Source organism: Maledivibacter sp. (assembly GCA_025210375.1).
Classification (GTDB): domain Bacteria; phylum Bacillota; class Clostridia; order Peptostreptococcales; family Caminicellaceae; genus JAOASB01.
Window position 1 is genome coordinate 1 of sequence record JAOASB010000008.1, and the last position, 17,316, is coordinate 17,316.

The following is a 17,316-nucleotide window of genomic DNA, read 5'->3' on the forward strand; positions in this document are numbered from 1 at the left end:
AAATAAAACTGGCGTTTCTTTATAGTTTGAATTGATTATCAAACTAAGGTTTAATTCCTTACACTGTTTAGTTTTCAATGTCCAAAGTTTTTTCGCTTCGTTTCTCACCAACGACGCTTAAATATAATATCATTTTTGTTTAAGTTTGTCAATACTTTTTTCGACATTTTTTTCGCTGCTCTTTGTTAGCGACAATAGTTATCTTATCATAAATCATAGGTAGTGTCAAATACCAATATATTCTTATTTTCTATATAGGATTAGTTCTAAAATATCAATGGGTTCTAGCTCCTCTTATATACGCGCTCATGAACTTTAACCTACTCAAGTTTTATTGCAAGATATCCATATTTATTACTTTGAACTATTATAACTCTAATTACAGCCATAAAAAATTTTTGTTATATTGCAAAGTTACCTACTTTAATATAAATTAAATATATGGTTTACTCAAATCCATATATGTCTATACAGAGGAGTGATTTTGTAATGTTGTCAAATAAGCTAAAACAAGTAACCCCTTCTTATACTATAGAAATAAGTACTAAGGTCAGTGAGTTAAAAAGTCAAGGTATGAATATAATTAACTTAAGCATAGGCGAACCAGATTTTTTCACTCCAAAGGAAGCTAAAAACAAGGGGATTGAGGCTATTGATAATAATAAAACCAAATACGATGCTGCCCCTGGTTTAAAAGAGCTAAGGGAAGCTATTCGAGGTAAACTTGAAAAAGAAAACAATATAAACTATGAATTAGATGAAATAGTGGTTTCAAGTGGAGCTAAACACTCTATAACCAATACATTAATAGCACTTCTAGATCCAGGAGATGAAGTAATAATCCCTAAACCTTTTTGGGTAAGCTACTCAGAAATGGTTAAGATGACTGGGGGAATTCCAGTTCTTGTAGATACTGATAAAAGAAATGATTTTAAATTAACAGCCGGAGAATTAAGGAATATTATTTCTGCTAAAACTAAACTCTTGTTAATAAACAATCCATCTAATCCAACGGGTGCCATATATACGGAGGATGAGTTAAAAGCCATCGTAAAGGTTTGTTTAGACAACAATATCTATATATTAGCCGATGAGATTTATGAAAGAATATGTTATACAAATGAATTTACAAGCATTGCGTCTTTATCTAAAGAAGCCAAGGATATTACCATCACTATTAATGGACTATCAAAATCCGCTGCTATGACAGGTTGGAGAATTGGTTATTCAGCTTCTTCAAAGGAAATAGCTAAAGCAATTTCTACTATTCAAGGTCATTTAGTTTCTCATCCATCTACTATTTCACAATGGGCTGCCTATGGTGCCTTGACCCTCTGTGAAGATGAAATGAAGAAAATGGTTGATATATATAAAGGGCGTAGAGATAAATCGACCTCCTTACTTTCTAAAATAGATAACATCTCCTTTATAAATCCCCAAGGTGCATTTTATATATTTATAGACATTTCGGCTTTTAAGGATAAATTAAAATATGAGGGAAGTTATTCAGTTGAATTTTGCAAGAAATTCTTAGAAGATTATAAGGTTGCTATTGTACCAGGAATAGCCTTTGGAATAGACGATTATGTACGATTTGTATATTGTGCTGACATTAACGATGTAGAAGAAGGGATAAAAAGGCTAGCAAAATTTGTCCAATCATTATAATTTAACCTAAATTATCTATGGGAATTTTGAATTTCCTATCAACAATATGGACTTAATAGTAAATCACCCATAAGACCTTTCTTATAGGTGATTTACTGTATATGATGGCATATGCTTTTGCTATTCTTCAATAGGTTCAAAAGTATTTTCTGTAATTAGCGGTCCTTCAACTTCTTCATCATCTAGCCTACCTGCTTTAGCTAATGATACTATGACTTCATTTGGATCATTCAACACTGTAATTTCTGTGGCAAATTCTATATCTCCTATCTTCAACGGCTGTCCAAAAACCAGGTCTTTCACACTGACTTCGATACTCTCCGGTAGATTTTGCGGTAAGCATTCTATATTAATCTCTCTTAGTTGATGCTGTATGGTAGCATAAATATCCTCTACATCTTGTTTATCAACCAATGATATGGGAACAACAGCATTTACAGGCTTATCAAATGATACACTTTGAAAATCAATGTGTATAACTTCTTTGTTTATTATATCTTTTTGTACTTCTTTTATCATAGTTGTTATAACCTGACCACCTACCTCTAAATCCACTAAAACATTTGTTCCATAGCTTCTTAAGATATTGTTAATTTCATTTCTATCTAATTCAATAGTTTTTGGCTCCATATTGTGTCCATACACCACTGCGGGTATATGACCAATACCTCTCACTTTATTACACGCATTAGAACCTACACTATTTCTAATCTCACTATTTATAGATGACTTTAACATATAATCCCTCCAAAATTTATGTTGATCTTTATTAGTCATTATTACCACTACGCTTTGTTTTATACTCCTTAATACATGAAGAAATAGCGGTAAGTTTTTATGGAGAGATAATGTATAAAAAAAATAGGTGAATTCACCTATCAATTATATTTTTATATTATTTTTTCAAGGAATATTAACATAATAACTCCAGGCAAACCTAAAAATCCGGCCACAAGTGCTGTTATGGGATTTATAACTATACTAAATCCTATTAATTTTCCTATAAGGTTTACAACCACAAGTAGAATTCCCCCAATTATTCCATTGTATATTAACTTAAGTATCCACTTAAAAGGAAATAATAATAAATATCCAATAACATATAATAATATTAGTCCCAAGGCATATGCAAAAATGACACTTAACTCTATTCCCATACCCATAATAGACCTCCAATATTTATTAACATATAGAGATTCCAGTCAAAACCTTGATTTATACACAGCAAAGCTCCCCAGAAACATTGGATATCTAAATATGTATAAATTAAGATTTACCCTAAATTTTCTATATAGATTTCCCAAAGTTAAACTTAATTTATACATCTCAAAATATCCGATGTTTCTAGGGATTTTTGATGTGTATAAATTAATTGAGCAAATTGCATAATTACCTTCTACAAAAACTATCTACTATATATAGTTAAAAAACCTTAAGAACTATACCATATATATTATGCAATTTCCTCAATTGTTTAACTGGAATATCTATATAGGGTTTTCATAGTATAAGTTAAAGTCTATAATAAAATCCCTATAGCTTAATAATTTTTGTAGATTAATATTATATTATATAAAGTTTGTCTTACTCTTATTACTCTTTTTTAAAAATCCCCTAAATAGAAATAGCTTATTGTTTAATTTAAACAATAAGCTATCAAGGCTAGTATCTAATGCATATCTCCATGTATATTCATTTCTCTAGCAAGCTTTAATAGGTATGTATATCTTGTTTTTGCAGCTTCTATCCTAAATATGGCATGATCGATCAGATCAGGGTCCGTTACATTTTGAAAAAACTTTTCAGCATTTTTCCAATCATCATGTGCCATACGAATATTTTCAAGCATTTGGTCATCTTCACTTTTTACTTCTCCGTACATGAACTTTTCATATACGTTGGTTAAGCTATTAAAGAACCCACTTTGTTCTTTATTTTTTTTCTTATCTTGTCTAAATTGCCGTGGCATTCTACCTTCCCCCTAATCATATTTTCTATTAATTAGTTTAACCATATTTTGGATTGTATATACCTAGGGGGAAATAGTAAACATCTCATATAGATTATCCATTTTGCAATATCATTTATCTTATCAAATTACATAATTACCTTCCACGGAAACTATCCACTGTATATAGTTTTGAAATTCCTAAAATTATACTATATATATTATGCAATTTCCTCATCTATATTAATTTCCTATACTTTTTCTTATTCCTTTTATTTAGATACATATTCTTGTCTGCAGTTCTGAACAACTCTTCTGTAAACCCTATTGAGCTTTCATTGTAGGCAATCCCCATGGAAATTTGTATTGGAATTCTAGAGTTGTCTTTATTATAATCTAGTATTGATTCTTGGGTTTTGTTATAGATATCTTTAAATTCCTCTTCATTTAAATCCTTTATAAGAATTGCAAATTCATCTCCACCTATTCTAGCGATTAGCATATTTTCATTAATGGCTTTACTTAATAAAAGCGCCGTTTGTTTTAATACAATATCCCCTTCAGCATGCCCAAAGGTATCATTAACATATTTTAAATTATCTAAATCACATATGATTATACCCAATTTCACATCTATGTCATTATTTAGCCTTTCTATTTCTCTATGAAAATATCTTTTATTATAGATTCCAGTTAGTGAGTCATAATAACTGAATCTCTCTAGCTTCTTTTCTAATTTTTTTCTCTCTTGAATATTTCTTATAACCCCTTCTAAACCTATCAATTTCCCTTCTTCATCATATATTGGTATTGAATATTCTTCAAACCATATGTATTTTCCATTTTTATGCTTATATCTTTTTTCATAATCTTTATAGTAATCTATGTTCCCTTTACCCTTACTTATATGGAATTCATACTCATCGGGATGAGCAATTTTAACAAGTAACATGGGATCCTCCTCAATCTCTTCTACACTATAACCTAGGTTTTTGGTAATAGCAGGGCTTATATAATTAAGCTTTATATGGGGTAATATTTGTAATGAACATATTATATAATTAGACCCTTCAATTATTTTTATTAACCTTTTAGTTTTTTGTTCTATATTTTTATATTTTGTAATATCATGCATACATAAATACAAGCTGCTTATTCTCTTACTTTGATTAAGTGGAGCATTCACATTTACATTCATGTACATCAAATTACCACTTTTATTATTTATAACTATCTCAAGACTTTCTTCGTTTAATCCTCCAACAATTAAATTTAAATCTATTTCCTCATTCATAAATTCGGTAATTTTATGACCCATCATTTCTTCTTTCTTATAGCCTAGAATCGTAAAACAATTGGAACTGCTATTTATGATAACACCATCTAATTGCATCTCTAAAACAACTTCTCTAGAGAGTCTACTCCCCCTAACGACTTCTTCAAATTTCATACTTGCCCATCCCCTTTTAAACTCTCCCAATAAAAAACGACATCTGCGGCTTCACAGATGCCAAATATATAATAATACATTGTGTTTTGTATTAATGAATTAATTAAATGTAACATTCGGCAGCCTGTCGATCATAGAACTACATAAATCCCTTAGACACATGACTTTGCGTCCCTGCTTTTCAGCAAGTTTGCCATTTTCCTTAGATTGTTATATTCAGTTTTAAATTTATATTTATTCCATAGAGAGTTCCAAGCATATCCCATGTTTGTGGGAATTTTTGATATGTATAAATTAAGGTTTTGACTGGAGTCTCTATAAAATATAAGTTCATAGAACTATTAATTTGTAGAATTTAGGACTTTTTTACCATATTTTTGTTATATTTTTAATATTCTATAATTTTTTTATATATCCTTCTTTAATTACAAAATTACTTGTTTTTTTATTTGTACCCTAGTTCCTGAACATAACTGCAAACATCTTCTTCCATGTATTCCTTTGATTTTCTAATAGAAAAAACATGGTCTTAAAGATATTCGAGTTCTTTAAGATCATGTTTTTGATAAAAGTTTGTTTTCAGTTATAGGAGTTTATTTACTTTATAGCTCACGTCTTCCTTCCAAAGCCTTTGCAAGGGTCACTTCATCTGCATACTCTAGATCTCCACCCACAGGAACACCGTGGGCTATTCTCGTTACCTTAACCCCTAGAGGTTTAACCAGCTTTGAAATATACATGGATGTAGCTTCCCCTTCTATATTGGGATTGGTAGCCATTATTATTTCATCTATATCATTATTCTGGAGTCTCATGAGTAATTCTTTTATCTTTATATCCTCTGGTCCAATTCCCTCCATAGGAGATATCGCTCCATGTAATACATGATAAAGACCATCATATTCCCGTATTCTTTCCATCGCCGCAATGTCTCTTGGATCTTCTACTACACAAATGACCCTTTTATCTCTTTTAGGGTTCGTACATATATTGCAGGGATCTATATCGGTAATATTGGAGCATATTGAACAATACTTAGTTTTTCTTTTTGCTTCAATTATGGCTTGTGCTAAATGTATTGCATCATCTTCTCTAGTATTCAATATATGAAAGGCTAACCTTTGTGCAGTCTTTCTACCTATCCCTGGCAATTTTGAAAACTCTTCAATAAGCTTTGCTACGGGTGCAACAAAATTGACCATATAATCACCTCCAAATATGGTATTACAATTGGGCATTTATGACTAAAGGGGTGTCTCAGAATTCTGAAACACCCCGTGACTAAGCTCAAATTTGTCCTTTGAGACAGCTCTATTTTAAAATAACCCTGGTATATTCATTCCACCTGTGACTTTACCCATTTCTTTAGATACTATTTCATCGGCTTTTCTTAAAGCCTCATTCACAGCAGCTACTACTAAATCTTGAAGCATTTCTACGTCATCAGGATCTACTACTTCAGGCTTTATTTGAATATCCAACAATTCTTTTTTACCATTTACTTTAACGGTTATGGCACCTCCGCCGGCAGTTACTTCAAATTCTTTTTGTTCAACCTCAGATTGCATTTGCTCCATTTGCTTTTGCATTTTTTGAACTTGTTTTAACATATTATTCATATTACCGGGCATACCCATTTTTCTTCCCTTTGCCATTACAATACCTCCATTATATATATTCTTTTTTATTATATCATACATAAAAAATGTACTATATTACTGCATTCCTATGTTATCTCTAATTTATCCTTAAAATCTGAAAAATACTCTTTTACCATTTCAATTTCTTCTTCTTTTTCAGAAGAGTCCTGCACCACTTCATGGACTTCTTCTATATTATGTTTTATTTCATCCTCCATAACGCATTTCAATCGTACTTTTTGACCAGTTATTTCTGATATAACTCTTTCTATAAGATCACTATTGCCTTTTTTGCTTGTAGCATCCTTATGAAACCAAAATCCATCCCCAAAGGATATCACTAGCTGATTTTCTTCTGTTTTGATGGGTTTTCCTTCCATTAAAACAGCATGTATGGCTACTTTTCTTCTCTTAATTTCTTTTAATATTATATCCCATTTTCCTTGAATTTCTTTAAAATTTACATTACTATTATAAGAAATAGGAGGAGGGCTGACCTTCTCATCCCTATTATTGCTTGCCCTTTGCCCACTGTTTCTTTCATCACTACTTCTATTTGTTTTATTTTTACTTACTGCTTTAGGTTTTATATTATTTTGTATAGGCAAGCTGTTGTTTTCCTTATTGCTTTCAAACCTAAAATTATTAAGCTTGTTCTCTAATTTACTTATTCTATCTACCAAGCCCTCCATAGAATGATCAAGACTTGGCTGTATGAGTTTAACAACAGCCAACTCCAATAGTACCCTTGGCTGACTAGACCATTTTATTTCTGCTTCGGTTTGAGACAATACATTTATTACTCTTATTATAGTATTTAATTGAAATTTTTCACCTTGTATTTGAAGCCGCTGGATATTCTCCTTTGACATATCGATTACTTCTTCTATACTTTCAGTCATTTTAGTCATCATTAGATTTCTGAAATGATTTATGAAATCCTTTATAAACTGACTAATATCCTTTCCGCTATTAACTAATTCGTCTATTAACTGCATTGCTTTTTTTGAATCTTCTTCATATATAGAGTCAGCTAGTTTAAAAAGGAATTCATCGGTAACTATTCCTAAAGTTTCTATGGCTTTTTCATAGGTAAGCTTTCCCTCTGAAAAGGATATACATTGATCGAGTATACTCAGTGCGTCCCTTACTGCTCCATCGGAATTTCTAACTATAAGATTAAGGGCCTCGTCTTCAATCTCAATATCCATCTCGGTACATATATATTTTGCTCTTTTAAAAATTTCTTCAAAGGCCACCCGCTTAAAATCAAATCTTTGACATCTCGAGAGAATGGTTGAAGGTATTTTCTGGGGTTCTGTGGTAGCTAGTACAAATATCACATAGCTTGGGGGTTCCTCTAAGGTCTTCAGTAATGCATTAAAGGCACCTTGAGATAGCATATGAACCTCATCAATAATATATACCTTGTATTTTGCCTTAGATGGTGGATATTTTACATTCTCTCTAAGCTCTCTTATATTGTCAACTCCATTATTAGATGCTGCATCTATCTCAATAACATCCATTATACTTTCATTTAGTATTCCCCTACAAACATCACATTCATTACATGGATCTAAATCCCTGGGTGAAGAACAATTTATGGCTCTAGCAAAGATTTTAGCCGTAGAAGTCTTACCCGTTCCCCTAGTGCCACAAAAAAGATACGCATGGGCAATATTATCGTTTTTGATTTGATTTTTTAAAGTCATAGTTATATGAGATTGTCCATATACATCTCCAAAAACCATAGGTCTCCATTTTCTATATAACGCTGTATAGCCCATTTATTTCATCACCTTCAATTATAATTGTAAATAATGTCTTTTAATTATACCATAAAATAACCGGCAATTTAATAAAACACCGGCTAGTCTATATTAGATGAATTAATAATTTCTTTGATTTCTTCTTTATTATTTACATATACCTGTTCTAAAGCATCAACTATCTTGGGACAGAATTGAGTTCCTTTATTATTTTGAAGTTCTTTTATTGCATCTTCCATGGATCTAGCACTACTATAGGACCTATTTGTAGTGATAGCATCAAAGGCATCAGCTGCTCCTATTATGCAAGCTTCTATAGGCAGTACGTCAACCTGTACATCCTTTGGATATCCTAGTAAATCATACCTTTTATGGTGAAGCAGTACTCCATTTAAAATACTTTCAGGTAACCCTATATGGCTAAGTATTTTCTGGCCTATGGCAGGATGCTTAGTAATGGCTAAGTATTCTTCTTCCGTTAACCTTCCCGGTTTAGTCAATATGGCATCATCGATACCTATTTTTCCTATATCATGAAGTATTCCCGATATATATATTTCTTCTATTTCTTTTTGCTCTAATCCAAGCTGCGTTGCAATAAGGGTAGAATATCTAGCAACTCTAGTAGAATGACCTTCCGTATATGAGTCCTTAGCTTCAACAGCAGTTGCTAAGGTTCTTATGGTTTTAACATACGAGTCCTTTAGATCTTGATATAGTTTTGCTTTTTCTATTGCAATGGCCGCATGATTGGAAAAAGCCTTTAATATCTCTATTTCTACCTCATCCACTTCCCGCAAAAAACCCACACTTAACACACCTATGGTCTCATTATCTAGTATAAGAGGTATAAATAGTAGCTTAGCTAAATTTTGATTTAGCTTAAAGATTTTATCATTATAATACACGTCACTTTCTTTCACATTTCTTAGGAAGATGCTCTTTTTCTCTAGCACTGCCCTTCCCACAATAGCCTTATGTATATTTATGGAATCTTTATATATATGCTTTTTCAATTTACCAGAAATGGCTTTAAGCTTTAACCAATCCCCATCTAATAATCTGATACTACATATTTCTGTCTTAAGTAGCTCATGTATCTTATCTACTACGGTTCTTAGCAAATCATCCATTTCTATTCTAGAATTAAGAATATTACTAATACTATTTAAAGTTACCAATTCTTTATTTTTTCTTAGAATTTTATCCTGCAGCCTTATTTTTTCTGTGACATCTCTACCAATACCTTGAATGGCCACAATCTTATCATTATTAAATATCCTATTAACGCTTGATGAAAGAACTATTTTCTCTTCCCCATCGGCCTTTAATAACCATAAATCTATACTTTTAGTATCCTTCTCATAAAATTGATTTATTATGTCTTCATAATCCTCATACTCATGGACAGAAGACATTATTGTGGATATATGCTTTCCTAATACTTCTTCTCGCTCATATCCTAATATTTCCTTGACCCTTCGATTTATATATGTAATTTTACCATTTTCATCTAGTACCCAAATTAAATCCGATATATTCTCTATAAGAGTTCTATATTTTATCTCAGAATAGTTTAATTGCTCTGTTGTGGATTGAAGCCGTCCGTAGGACTGTTCTAGTTCAGTATATGTTTCCTGTAATAATTGATTTTTCAAAGTTAAATCCATAGATTGTGTAGATAAGCTTTCATAGCTATCTTTTATGGTTATAGCCATTGAGTTAAAGGATTCTACCAATTCTGCAAAATCCTCATCATTTGGAATGGGAAGACTGGTATCATAGTCTCCATCTACTATTCTTCTAACCCCTTGTTTTAATTGCATAACAGGTCTAGCAAGTTTTTCAGATATATACATTATAGAAAAGACTATAAGCATTATCATCATTATGTATATAAAAATAAAGAAATATTTAATCTCATTTATGTACTTATAATGATCCTGTATATCTTGAAAGGTTATAACTCCCATATTTATACTATCTAATCTTGTATATGTACCTATAATTTTCTTTTCTGAACATTCCATCTCCACAAGTTTTTGAGGCTCTTGAATAAATTTTTTATAATCTATGCTATTTAATCTATCCTGGCTATAAACCACATTATTATCATCATCTATTATTATGTGGAAGGTGTCATGGCTCATATTTATATTATTAATCTGATGTATTATATTTTCCATCAAATAATCTGCACCTAGTACTCCTAAAAACTCACCTTTTTTATCATATATGGGCATAGATATAGTTATAATGTTATGGTTTGTAGCTATATCTTGATATGGATTACAAAAATATATGCCCTTTGTTGTTTTTGGGCCTTGATACCATTCCATTTCTCTAAAATCTATATGCCTAAAATTTTCATACCAAAAATTAGCATCATACATTTTTCCGGCTTCATCAGTAACATATATAACTGAAAATCCTTGACCTATGGTTCTTTTTTGTTGCTCTAAATACCTGCTAATATAAACTTCATCTTTGGAATCCATTATTTGATATCCGAGGGACAATGACAGGGATTGTAGTATATTGATTTTACTGTCAAATGATGAGTTTAGTAGATTAGTATCATTAATAATGCGTTCCAGTGTTTTTTGATTTTGTTGTGATATTAAATATTTGTATATGTTCCTATAAGTAATTAAACCCAAAAAAGTCAAGGGTATGATTACAACAACCAAGAATATAATAGTTATCCTATTTTTAAAGCTTCTCTTAAAAAACATCCGTAGCCCTCCATGTATACCAGACCCACTTTATTATAGAAAACTTAAAGTTGCTTATCCTTACATATTCTTCATTCTAAGATATATAAGCCCATGGGCTGGAACAAATAAGCTTAGTAAGATTATCTTATTATATCACGTTTGTCATATTATGTATCATTTTATCTATCTTTATCGTTTAATAAAACTTCATATAAGGCTTTTAGTATAGACTTTAACTTATATTATGAAAACCCTATAGCTCTGAGCCTTTTTCAAAATTGAAATATAAAAAAGCATGTGGATATACCACATGCTTATATATTAAAAGTTGGTTTATTTGCCTTTGGCAAATATTATAAGTCGTGCACCTATCATCGACATAACACCATAGACGTAACCTAAGCAGTTAGCTCAAACCAGGCACCCCCACGGCACACGAAAGGGCTTACTTACCGTTGCTTCCTTCCGGACCTGGCGGGGTTCATAAGTTCTCGTTGCGTAGGACCCAATTATCCTCACCACTTACTTAGGGCAGACTCTACAAACATCATGCCTCCGATAAGAATTCAATCCTGCTATAGCGGGTTGCAGGTTACAGGGCACCGCTACCTCCCCATCTAGCACGACAAACTTTATAAACTTTTTAATAGACAATTACGTTCTTTTAATTAAAGAAGAAAGTAATTATCTTAACTGGCGGAGAGAGCGGGACTCGAACCCGCGGGGCCTTGCGGCCTTACACGCTTTCCAGGCGTGCCCCTTAGCCAACTCGGACATCTCTCCAAGGCTATTTATTTCTTAAGCTTCTAAAAAATTCTTTCATTATACTTGAGCATTCATCCCTTAAAACATCATATACAACTTCGGCTTTATGGTTTAATCTATCATCATCAACTATATTGAATAATGATCCGACCGCTCCACCCTTGGAATCCATAGACCCAATGAAAAGTCTATCAATTCTAGCCATAACTATAGCCCCAGCACACATGGGACAGGGTTCTATGGTAACATATAAATCACAGTTTGTCAACCGCCATCCCCCTAGAACCTGTGAGGCTTTTCTAATAGCAATAATTTCTGCATGGGCAGTGGGGTCTTTTGTACTTTCCCTTAAATTATGTGCCCTTGAGATTATTTCATTATCTCTGACAATTACTGCTCCTATGGGGATTTCTTTAAGTTCAAAGGCTTTTCTCGCCTCTTTCAAGGCTTCCTGCATAAAAAACTCTTTCATTTTTCACCTTTATCTGAATAAAATGGTGCACCTGAGAGGATTCGAACCCCCGGCACGCGGTTTAGGAAACCACTGCTCTATCCTACTGAGCTACAGGTGCATAAATTTGATGTGTAAAACTATCAGCAGAGAATATAATATCACAAAAAACCCTTCATTGCAAATATATTTTTTTCAATATATGTTAATATTATGCAATACAAAGTCTTTTTTATTCATTTTTTCATGGGCTTTAGCCCTTAAGTCCTCCTAAAAATCCATATCTATTCCATATGCTTCTATTGATTTAAACATCAAAAACCCTGAAAGTCTTAGGGTTAACAGATTATTCTTAGCTTTAATATTCTTATTTATATATACTTTTATTCCATCATTTTCAAGCATTATATAATTATCATTATTCTGGGGATACTCCATAGTCACGTATGGAACTGGTACTTTGACTCAACATCCTTGCACACTGGAATCTATTTTTATGACATCTTTATTCTTGCTTTTTAGATAATCCTTAACCTTGTCATCTATTTTTACATCCATATTGACTTGCCCCCTCTTAATAGCCTTATGATTAAAGTACCTATCCTTTACTGCATTTATTCAAGCCATTTTTCAAAATAACTATCTAGCTCTTCACCGGTAACTTCTTCACATACATTTAGAAAGTCGTCAGTATTTGCAATCTTAAATTTATATCTATTATAATATATTTTTAAAATTTTATAAAATACTTCTTTTCCATACCTATTCTTAATATCATCCAAAAATATAGCTCCCTTTGTATATACTAACAAACTGTATTCATTCCAATCCCTAAAATTATTTAGATTTTTTAATATTACCTCATCGTCTAAAAAATTAGCCTTATCAAAGACTTCTTGATTTTGGGATTTATGATATTTTTCTCCCGACCCCCGTCCATAATTCTCTGAAAAATATATGACCTCGGAATATGAAGCAAAGCTTTCATCGAGCCAAGCTTGATCTATTTGATCATTTCCGACTACTCCATACCACCATTGATGGGCAGTTTCGTGGGCGATAAGGATTTCAAGATATTTAATGAAGGCTCTATCATAATATTGGCTTCCTATAAATACTATTCCTGGATACTCCATACCGCTTGGAAAATCAGTCTGAACTACACAGTATTCTTTATAGGGATACTTACCGAAAACCTTATTGAAGGTTCCAATTGAATTTTCGGCGAATTTCAAGGCACTATTCTTTATGTCTTCATTTAACATACCATCATCGATAAAGTACATCTTTATAATCGTTTCATCTATTTCTTTTTCTAAAATTTTAAATTTTTTACTTGCTACCCATGCGAAATCTCTAAAGGCATCTGCTTCTATTTCCCACTGTCTGACATCACCTATTATTTTAGAGTCTAAGATATTTCCAGTAGACGCTATGACAAAGTCCTTGGGTGCCTTAATAGTAACACTGTAATTGCTGATATCTGAGTAGAAAGGATCTCCAATGGGATAATAGGGATCAATATTCCATCCAGAATCGTCATATACAGCGGCTACAGGATACTAATTACCTAAATTAAAGGTATCATTTCCATATCCAAATCTTTCACTGGCAGGAGGAAGCTTTATGGTATACTTCATATCTATGGATATCTTCTTTCCTGCACTTAATCCATGGGGTAAGTTTACTTCCATTATGGTATCTCCAGCTTTTCCAATACTATATGATGCATTTTTCCCATCTATATATACTTCTTCAATATCTATATATCCTTCAGCAAAACCCCTAGGATATGCATTTATAAAATCGTCAAATAAAAAGGGTGCCGTTTCCTTTTTCCTAAAGGCATTGGGGTACAAGTGAAAATAAACCTTATCTATTGAAGCCTCTTCATTGTTTATATATGTAACTCTTTGGTTCCCTTTGATAATCTTTTCTTCGGGATTGAAGTCAACATCAATATCATATTGATTAATATCATTCAAAACCTTTTTTTGAGCCCTGTCATTTACTTTATCCAGAGATTGATTGTTTTTCTTTTCTTCTGCTAGGCACCCCGTAAGCATCAATAAAAAAACTACAAAAACTAAAAGCATATTTTTAAATTTACTTATCATTTTAAATCAATCCTTTAAGGAATTTTATGGTGCTTATATTTATTTGACCAGTTCTGAGCATTTTTTGTTATAGAATGACCTTTAAATTGTTTGTGCTGAACTTAGAATACTAAGGATATCACTCGGATGCTTAAATTCATATTTAGCCTTTATTCCTTCAGAATCCTTAGCTCCCCATAGTGCCAGCCCAAAATCTATTCCGGCACCTTCAGCACATCTATAATCATAGGTTGTATCCCCTATATAAATAGTCTTTGATGGGTCTGTATCGGTTATTTCTAAAAATTTTAATAAAGGCTGTGGATCGGGTTTATGTTTTATGGTATCATCAGCACTAATAACCCATGGAAAATGATTAATTAACTTACATAATGCTAAATCATTTTCAATTTCTTTACTATTCCTAGATGTAACTATACCCAGCTTGACCTCTATTTCATCTAAGGTCTGGATAGTTTCTTCTATTCCACTAAAGGGCTCTATACACTTTAAGAAGTCGCTTATATGAATAGCCCATCTTTCCATAGCCCTATCTATATCAACTATTCCCAATTGGTTTAATGCCCTTTCTCCAGGTATTCCAAAGGTAAATGCTAGTGCATCTTCATCAAACTCCTTACCGAAGTCAACCCTTAACATCCTTTGTAACGATCCTATTACTGCCTTTTCAGTGTTTAATAATGTACCATCTACGTCAAAAACAATGCATTCATACATACTATATAGTCCCCCCATTTTCTGTGTTAAAAACAACAACCTTCCTAATTCTATATTTTACCATAATACTCCTACTACGAAAATCCTATAAATTTTCAAGTATTCCAAAAAAGAAAAAGACAATCCTTAAATATACGAATCCTCTAAAAACACATCTCGCTAGAGAAGACACATGTATTTTATGGAAGTTCCCTTTATAAAGCAGTTTTGTCCTTTCTATATTTAGATGAGAAACTGGTTTATAGGAGGAACTGGAAGAAAATATATGTGACTTCTCCACTACTAAATTTTGACTTGAACTGATATATATGTTTATTTATCTATGTCTAACTATAAAAAAATGCTATAAGTTTTGCAGCTGGCACAAGTAATATCTGCCCTAATAAAGTACCTATTAGCTTGGTTCCTATTAGCATCACAACTAAGGCCTTTACATCCTTATACTCTCTTTTCCCTCTGTATGCTTCATCGGTTATTAAGGCTGCCTTTGGATCTATAAATAATGTTAATAAAATACTTGCAATACCATTAATCATCCCAGAGGATGCAGAAGCTGCAAGTCTATTTTCAGGAACATAGATAGCAGAATAATATGCCGACAATACCCCAATGGTATATACTCCCGTTATAAGAACGTTCAGTAACAATAATCCTTTGGGTATATCCTTAAATCCCAAGCCCTTTAACATTCCTTTTTTTGGTCTAGTTACACTTTTAGCTATACGCTTAATATTTCCTCTACTAAGGGATTGAACAACTAATCCCGGTACTGACCCCGTAGCCTCAAGCTTTGATACAGCTTTAGCAAATATCTTTAAGAATGTTGGTATAAGTACAATACCTAATACAGTTCCTAGGGTAGTAGCAAAAACAACCTGTCTAACATGTACAATAGGATCATAGCTCATCTTGATACTATTATCAATCATTTTGCCAATCAATGGCCCCTGAAAGGTATTTGCAGTTCTTGAAACTAGAACTATCAAGTTAAACAATGAAAGGGACAAAGCAAAGTTGCCACTTTTTACAGAATTTAATCTTACGGAGTATGACATAGTGTCTACAAGATGAATAATTATAGTAAGAAATATTAATCCCCAAAACAATTCGGTTTTTATTATCATGATTTTCCTCCAGGGTTTAATAATTATATAGTCAATTATATTCTATATTATCCTAAAAAGCCCTTTATTAAAAATAAAAATTCGGAGCATTAAGTGCCGAATTTCTATTCTAATTCAAATCCTTTTTAACATTGAGGAAATTGCATAACTCTTACTTGGCTAAACCTAATATGAGAATATCATCCTTAATTTAATTATTTAAGATACAAGCATATTTGATGGTATAACTTTAGGGATTTTAAAACTACATGTAGTAGATGGTTTTTATAGAAAGTAATTATGCAATTTGCTCAATTTATAATTATCAATAATTTCTTTAGCTGTTTCCGACATGGCTCTACATGTGTCCATGCTTTTTTTTCTTAACATTTTATAGGCCTCATCTTCATTGACGTTAAATTGCTTCATTAAAATCCCCTTTGCTCTATCAAGTTTTTTTCTACTTTCTAAAGTTTCTTCAAGTTTTTCCACCTTTTTCTTTAGGGAATTAATCTTATTTGAATTCATAATCGAAAACTCTATCATTTGATAAAACTGATCTGGATTAATTGGTTTCATAATATAAGCAAATATATTCATTTCTCTTAATTTTTCATAGAAAGCTTTATTTGGACTATTGGTAATAAAAATAACATTGGAAAGTTTATTATCTTCTATTATATGAGCCACTTCATAGGCTGACATTCCCCATAGATTCATGTCCATTATGACCAGATTTGGAAAAACGCTTCTGCACATTCTTATAGCTCCTGCACCATCAGTAGCTTGAAATATTTTATATCCTTTTTTAATCAATAAATTACAGATTTTTTTCCTAGATGTTTCACTACTATCTGCAACTAAAATATTATACTTATTCATTACACCACTCCAAATCCCACTTGAAATCTTCTTTTTTAGCCCCAATAACTAGTAAGAGTACCTATTAAGGCACTCTTACTAGTTTT

Annotated in this window: 16 protein-coding genes, 2 tRNA genes, 1 other RNA gene and 1 riboswitch; of the genes, 1 reads left to right on the plus strand and 18 read right to left on the minus strand. The window is 31.9% G+C overall.

Annotated features, from left to right (window positions below; translation table 11 throughout):
- Window positions 1-489: 489 nt before the first annotated feature.
- Window positions 490-1,668, plus strand: a complete 1,179-nt coding sequence (locus N4A68_02900) for a pyridoxal phosphate-dependent aminotransferase (GenBank protein MCT4563265.1) — start codon at window positions 490-492, stop codon at window positions 1,666-1,668.
- Between the two features lie 120 nt (window positions 1,669-1,788).
- Here the strand turns inward: N4A68_02900 and N4A68_02905 are convergent, their stop codons facing one another.
- The 18 genes from N4A68_02905 to N4A68_02990 form a co-directional block, all read right to left on the minus strand.
- The gene (locus N4A68_02905) at window positions 1,789-2,406 is read right to left on the minus strand and encodes a 50S ribosomal protein L25 (GenBank protein MCT4563266.1); all 618 of its coding nucleotides are present in this window, start codon (window positions 2,404-2,406) and stop codon (window positions 1,789-1,791) included.
- A gap of 152 nt (window positions 2,407-2,558) precedes the next feature.
- Window positions 2,559-2,825 (minus strand): pro-sigmaK processing inhibitor BofA family protein, encoded by a 267-nt coding sequence (locus N4A68_02910; GenBank protein MCT4563267.1) that lies wholly within the window; start codon window positions 2,823-2,825, stop codon window positions 2,559-2,561.
- 512 nt (window positions 2,826-3,337) lie between these two features.
- Window positions 3,338-3,637: a YaaL family protein gene (locus tag N4A68_02915; protein MCT4563268.1), complete on the minus strand. Its 300-nt coding sequence runs from the start codon at window positions 3,635-3,637 to the stop codon at window positions 3,338-3,340.
- Window positions 3,638-3,854: 217 nt separating this feature from the next.
- Window positions 3,855-5,066, minus strand: coding sequence for a diguanylate cyclase (locus tag N4A68_02920; protein ID MCT4563269.1), 1,212 nt, complete (start codon window positions 5,064-5,066; stop codon window positions 3,855-3,857).
- A 115-nt stretch (window positions 5,067-5,181) separates the two neighbouring features.
- A riboswitch (cyclic di-GMP riboswitch) is annotated at window positions 5,182-5,271 on the minus strand.
- A 397-nt stretch (window positions 5,272-5,668) separates the two neighbouring features.
- Window positions 5,669-6,268: a recombination mediator RecR gene (gene recR / locus N4A68_02925; GenBank protein ID MCT4563270.1), complete on the minus strand. Its 600-nt coding sequence runs from the start codon at window positions 6,266-6,268 to the stop codon at window positions 5,669-5,671.
- Between the two features lie 114 nt (window positions 6,269-6,382).
- A complete protein-coding gene (locus N4A68_02930; protein MCT4563271.1) occupies window positions 6,383-6,721 on the minus strand; it encodes a YbaB/EbfC family nucleoid-associated protein in 339 nt (112 codons plus the stop codon).
- 71 nt (window positions 6,722-6,792) lie between these two features.
- Window positions 6,793-8,496, minus strand: coding sequence for a DNA polymerase III subunit gamma/tau (dnaX, locus tag N4A68_02935; GenBank protein MCT4563272.1), 1,704 nt, complete (start codon window positions 8,494-8,496; stop codon window positions 6,793-6,795).
- An 83-nt stretch (window positions 8,497-8,579) separates the two neighbouring features.
- A complete protein-coding gene (locus tag N4A68_02940; GenBank protein MCT4563273.1) occupies window positions 8,580-11,213 on the minus strand; it encodes a PAS domain S-box protein in 2,634 nt (877 codons plus the stop codon).
- Between the two features lie 342 nt (window positions 11,214-11,555).
- Window positions 11,556-11,821, minus strand: an RNA gene (gene ffs / locus N4A68_02945) — signal recognition particle sRNA large type.
- A gap of 68 nt (window positions 11,822-11,889) precedes the next feature.
- Window positions 11,890-11,978: transfer RNA gene (locus N4A68_02950), tRNA-Ser, on the minus strand.
- A gap of 4 nt (window positions 11,979-11,982) precedes the next feature.
- Window positions 11,983-12,432, minus strand: a complete 450-nt coding sequence (tadA, locus tag N4A68_02955; protein ID MCT4563274.1) for a tRNA adenosine(34) deaminase TadA — start codon at window positions 12,430-12,432, stop codon at window positions 11,983-11,985.
- A 23-nt stretch (window positions 12,433-12,455) separates the two neighbouring features.
- Window positions 12,456-12,532 (minus strand) — tRNA-Arg (locus tag N4A68_02960).
- Between the two features lie 149 nt (window positions 12,533-12,681).
- Window positions 12,682-12,816, minus strand: a complete 135-nt coding sequence (locus N4A68_02965; protein ID MCT4563275.1) for a hypothetical protein — start codon at window positions 12,814-12,816, stop codon at window positions 12,682-12,684.
- 209 nt (window positions 12,817-13,025) lie between these two features.
- Window positions 13,026-13,697, minus strand: a complete 672-nt coding sequence (locus N4A68_02970) for a M1 family aminopeptidase (protein MCT4563276.1) — start codon at window positions 13,695-13,697, stop codon at window positions 13,026-13,028.
- A 276-nt stretch (window positions 13,698-13,973) separates the two neighbouring features.
- The gene (locus tag N4A68_02975) at window positions 13,974-14,528 is read right to left on the minus strand and encodes a hypothetical protein (protein ID MCT4563277.1); all 555 of its coding nucleotides are present in this window, start codon (window positions 14,526-14,528) and stop codon (window positions 13,974-13,976) included.
- 81 nt (window positions 14,529-14,609) lie between these two features.
- Window positions 14,610-15,245, minus strand: a complete 636-nt coding sequence (locus tag N4A68_02980; GenBank protein MCT4563278.1) for an HAD family hydrolase — start codon at window positions 15,243-15,245, stop codon at window positions 14,610-14,612.
- Window positions 15,246-15,571: 326 nt separating this feature from the next.
- Window positions 15,572-16,369 (minus strand): lipid II flippase Amj family protein, encoded by a 798-nt coding sequence (locus tag N4A68_02985; protein ID MCT4563279.1) that lies wholly within the window; start codon window positions 16,367-16,369, stop codon window positions 15,572-15,574.
- 264 nt (window positions 16,370-16,633) lie between these two features.
- Window positions 16,634-17,230 carry an ANTAR domain-containing protein gene (locus tag N4A68_02990; GenBank protein MCT4563280.1) on the minus strand — a complete coding sequence of 199 codons (597 nt, stop codon included), beginning with the start codon at window positions 17,228-17,230 and terminating at the stop codon, window positions 16,634-16,636.
- Window positions 17,231-17,316 lie beyond the last annotated feature (86 nt).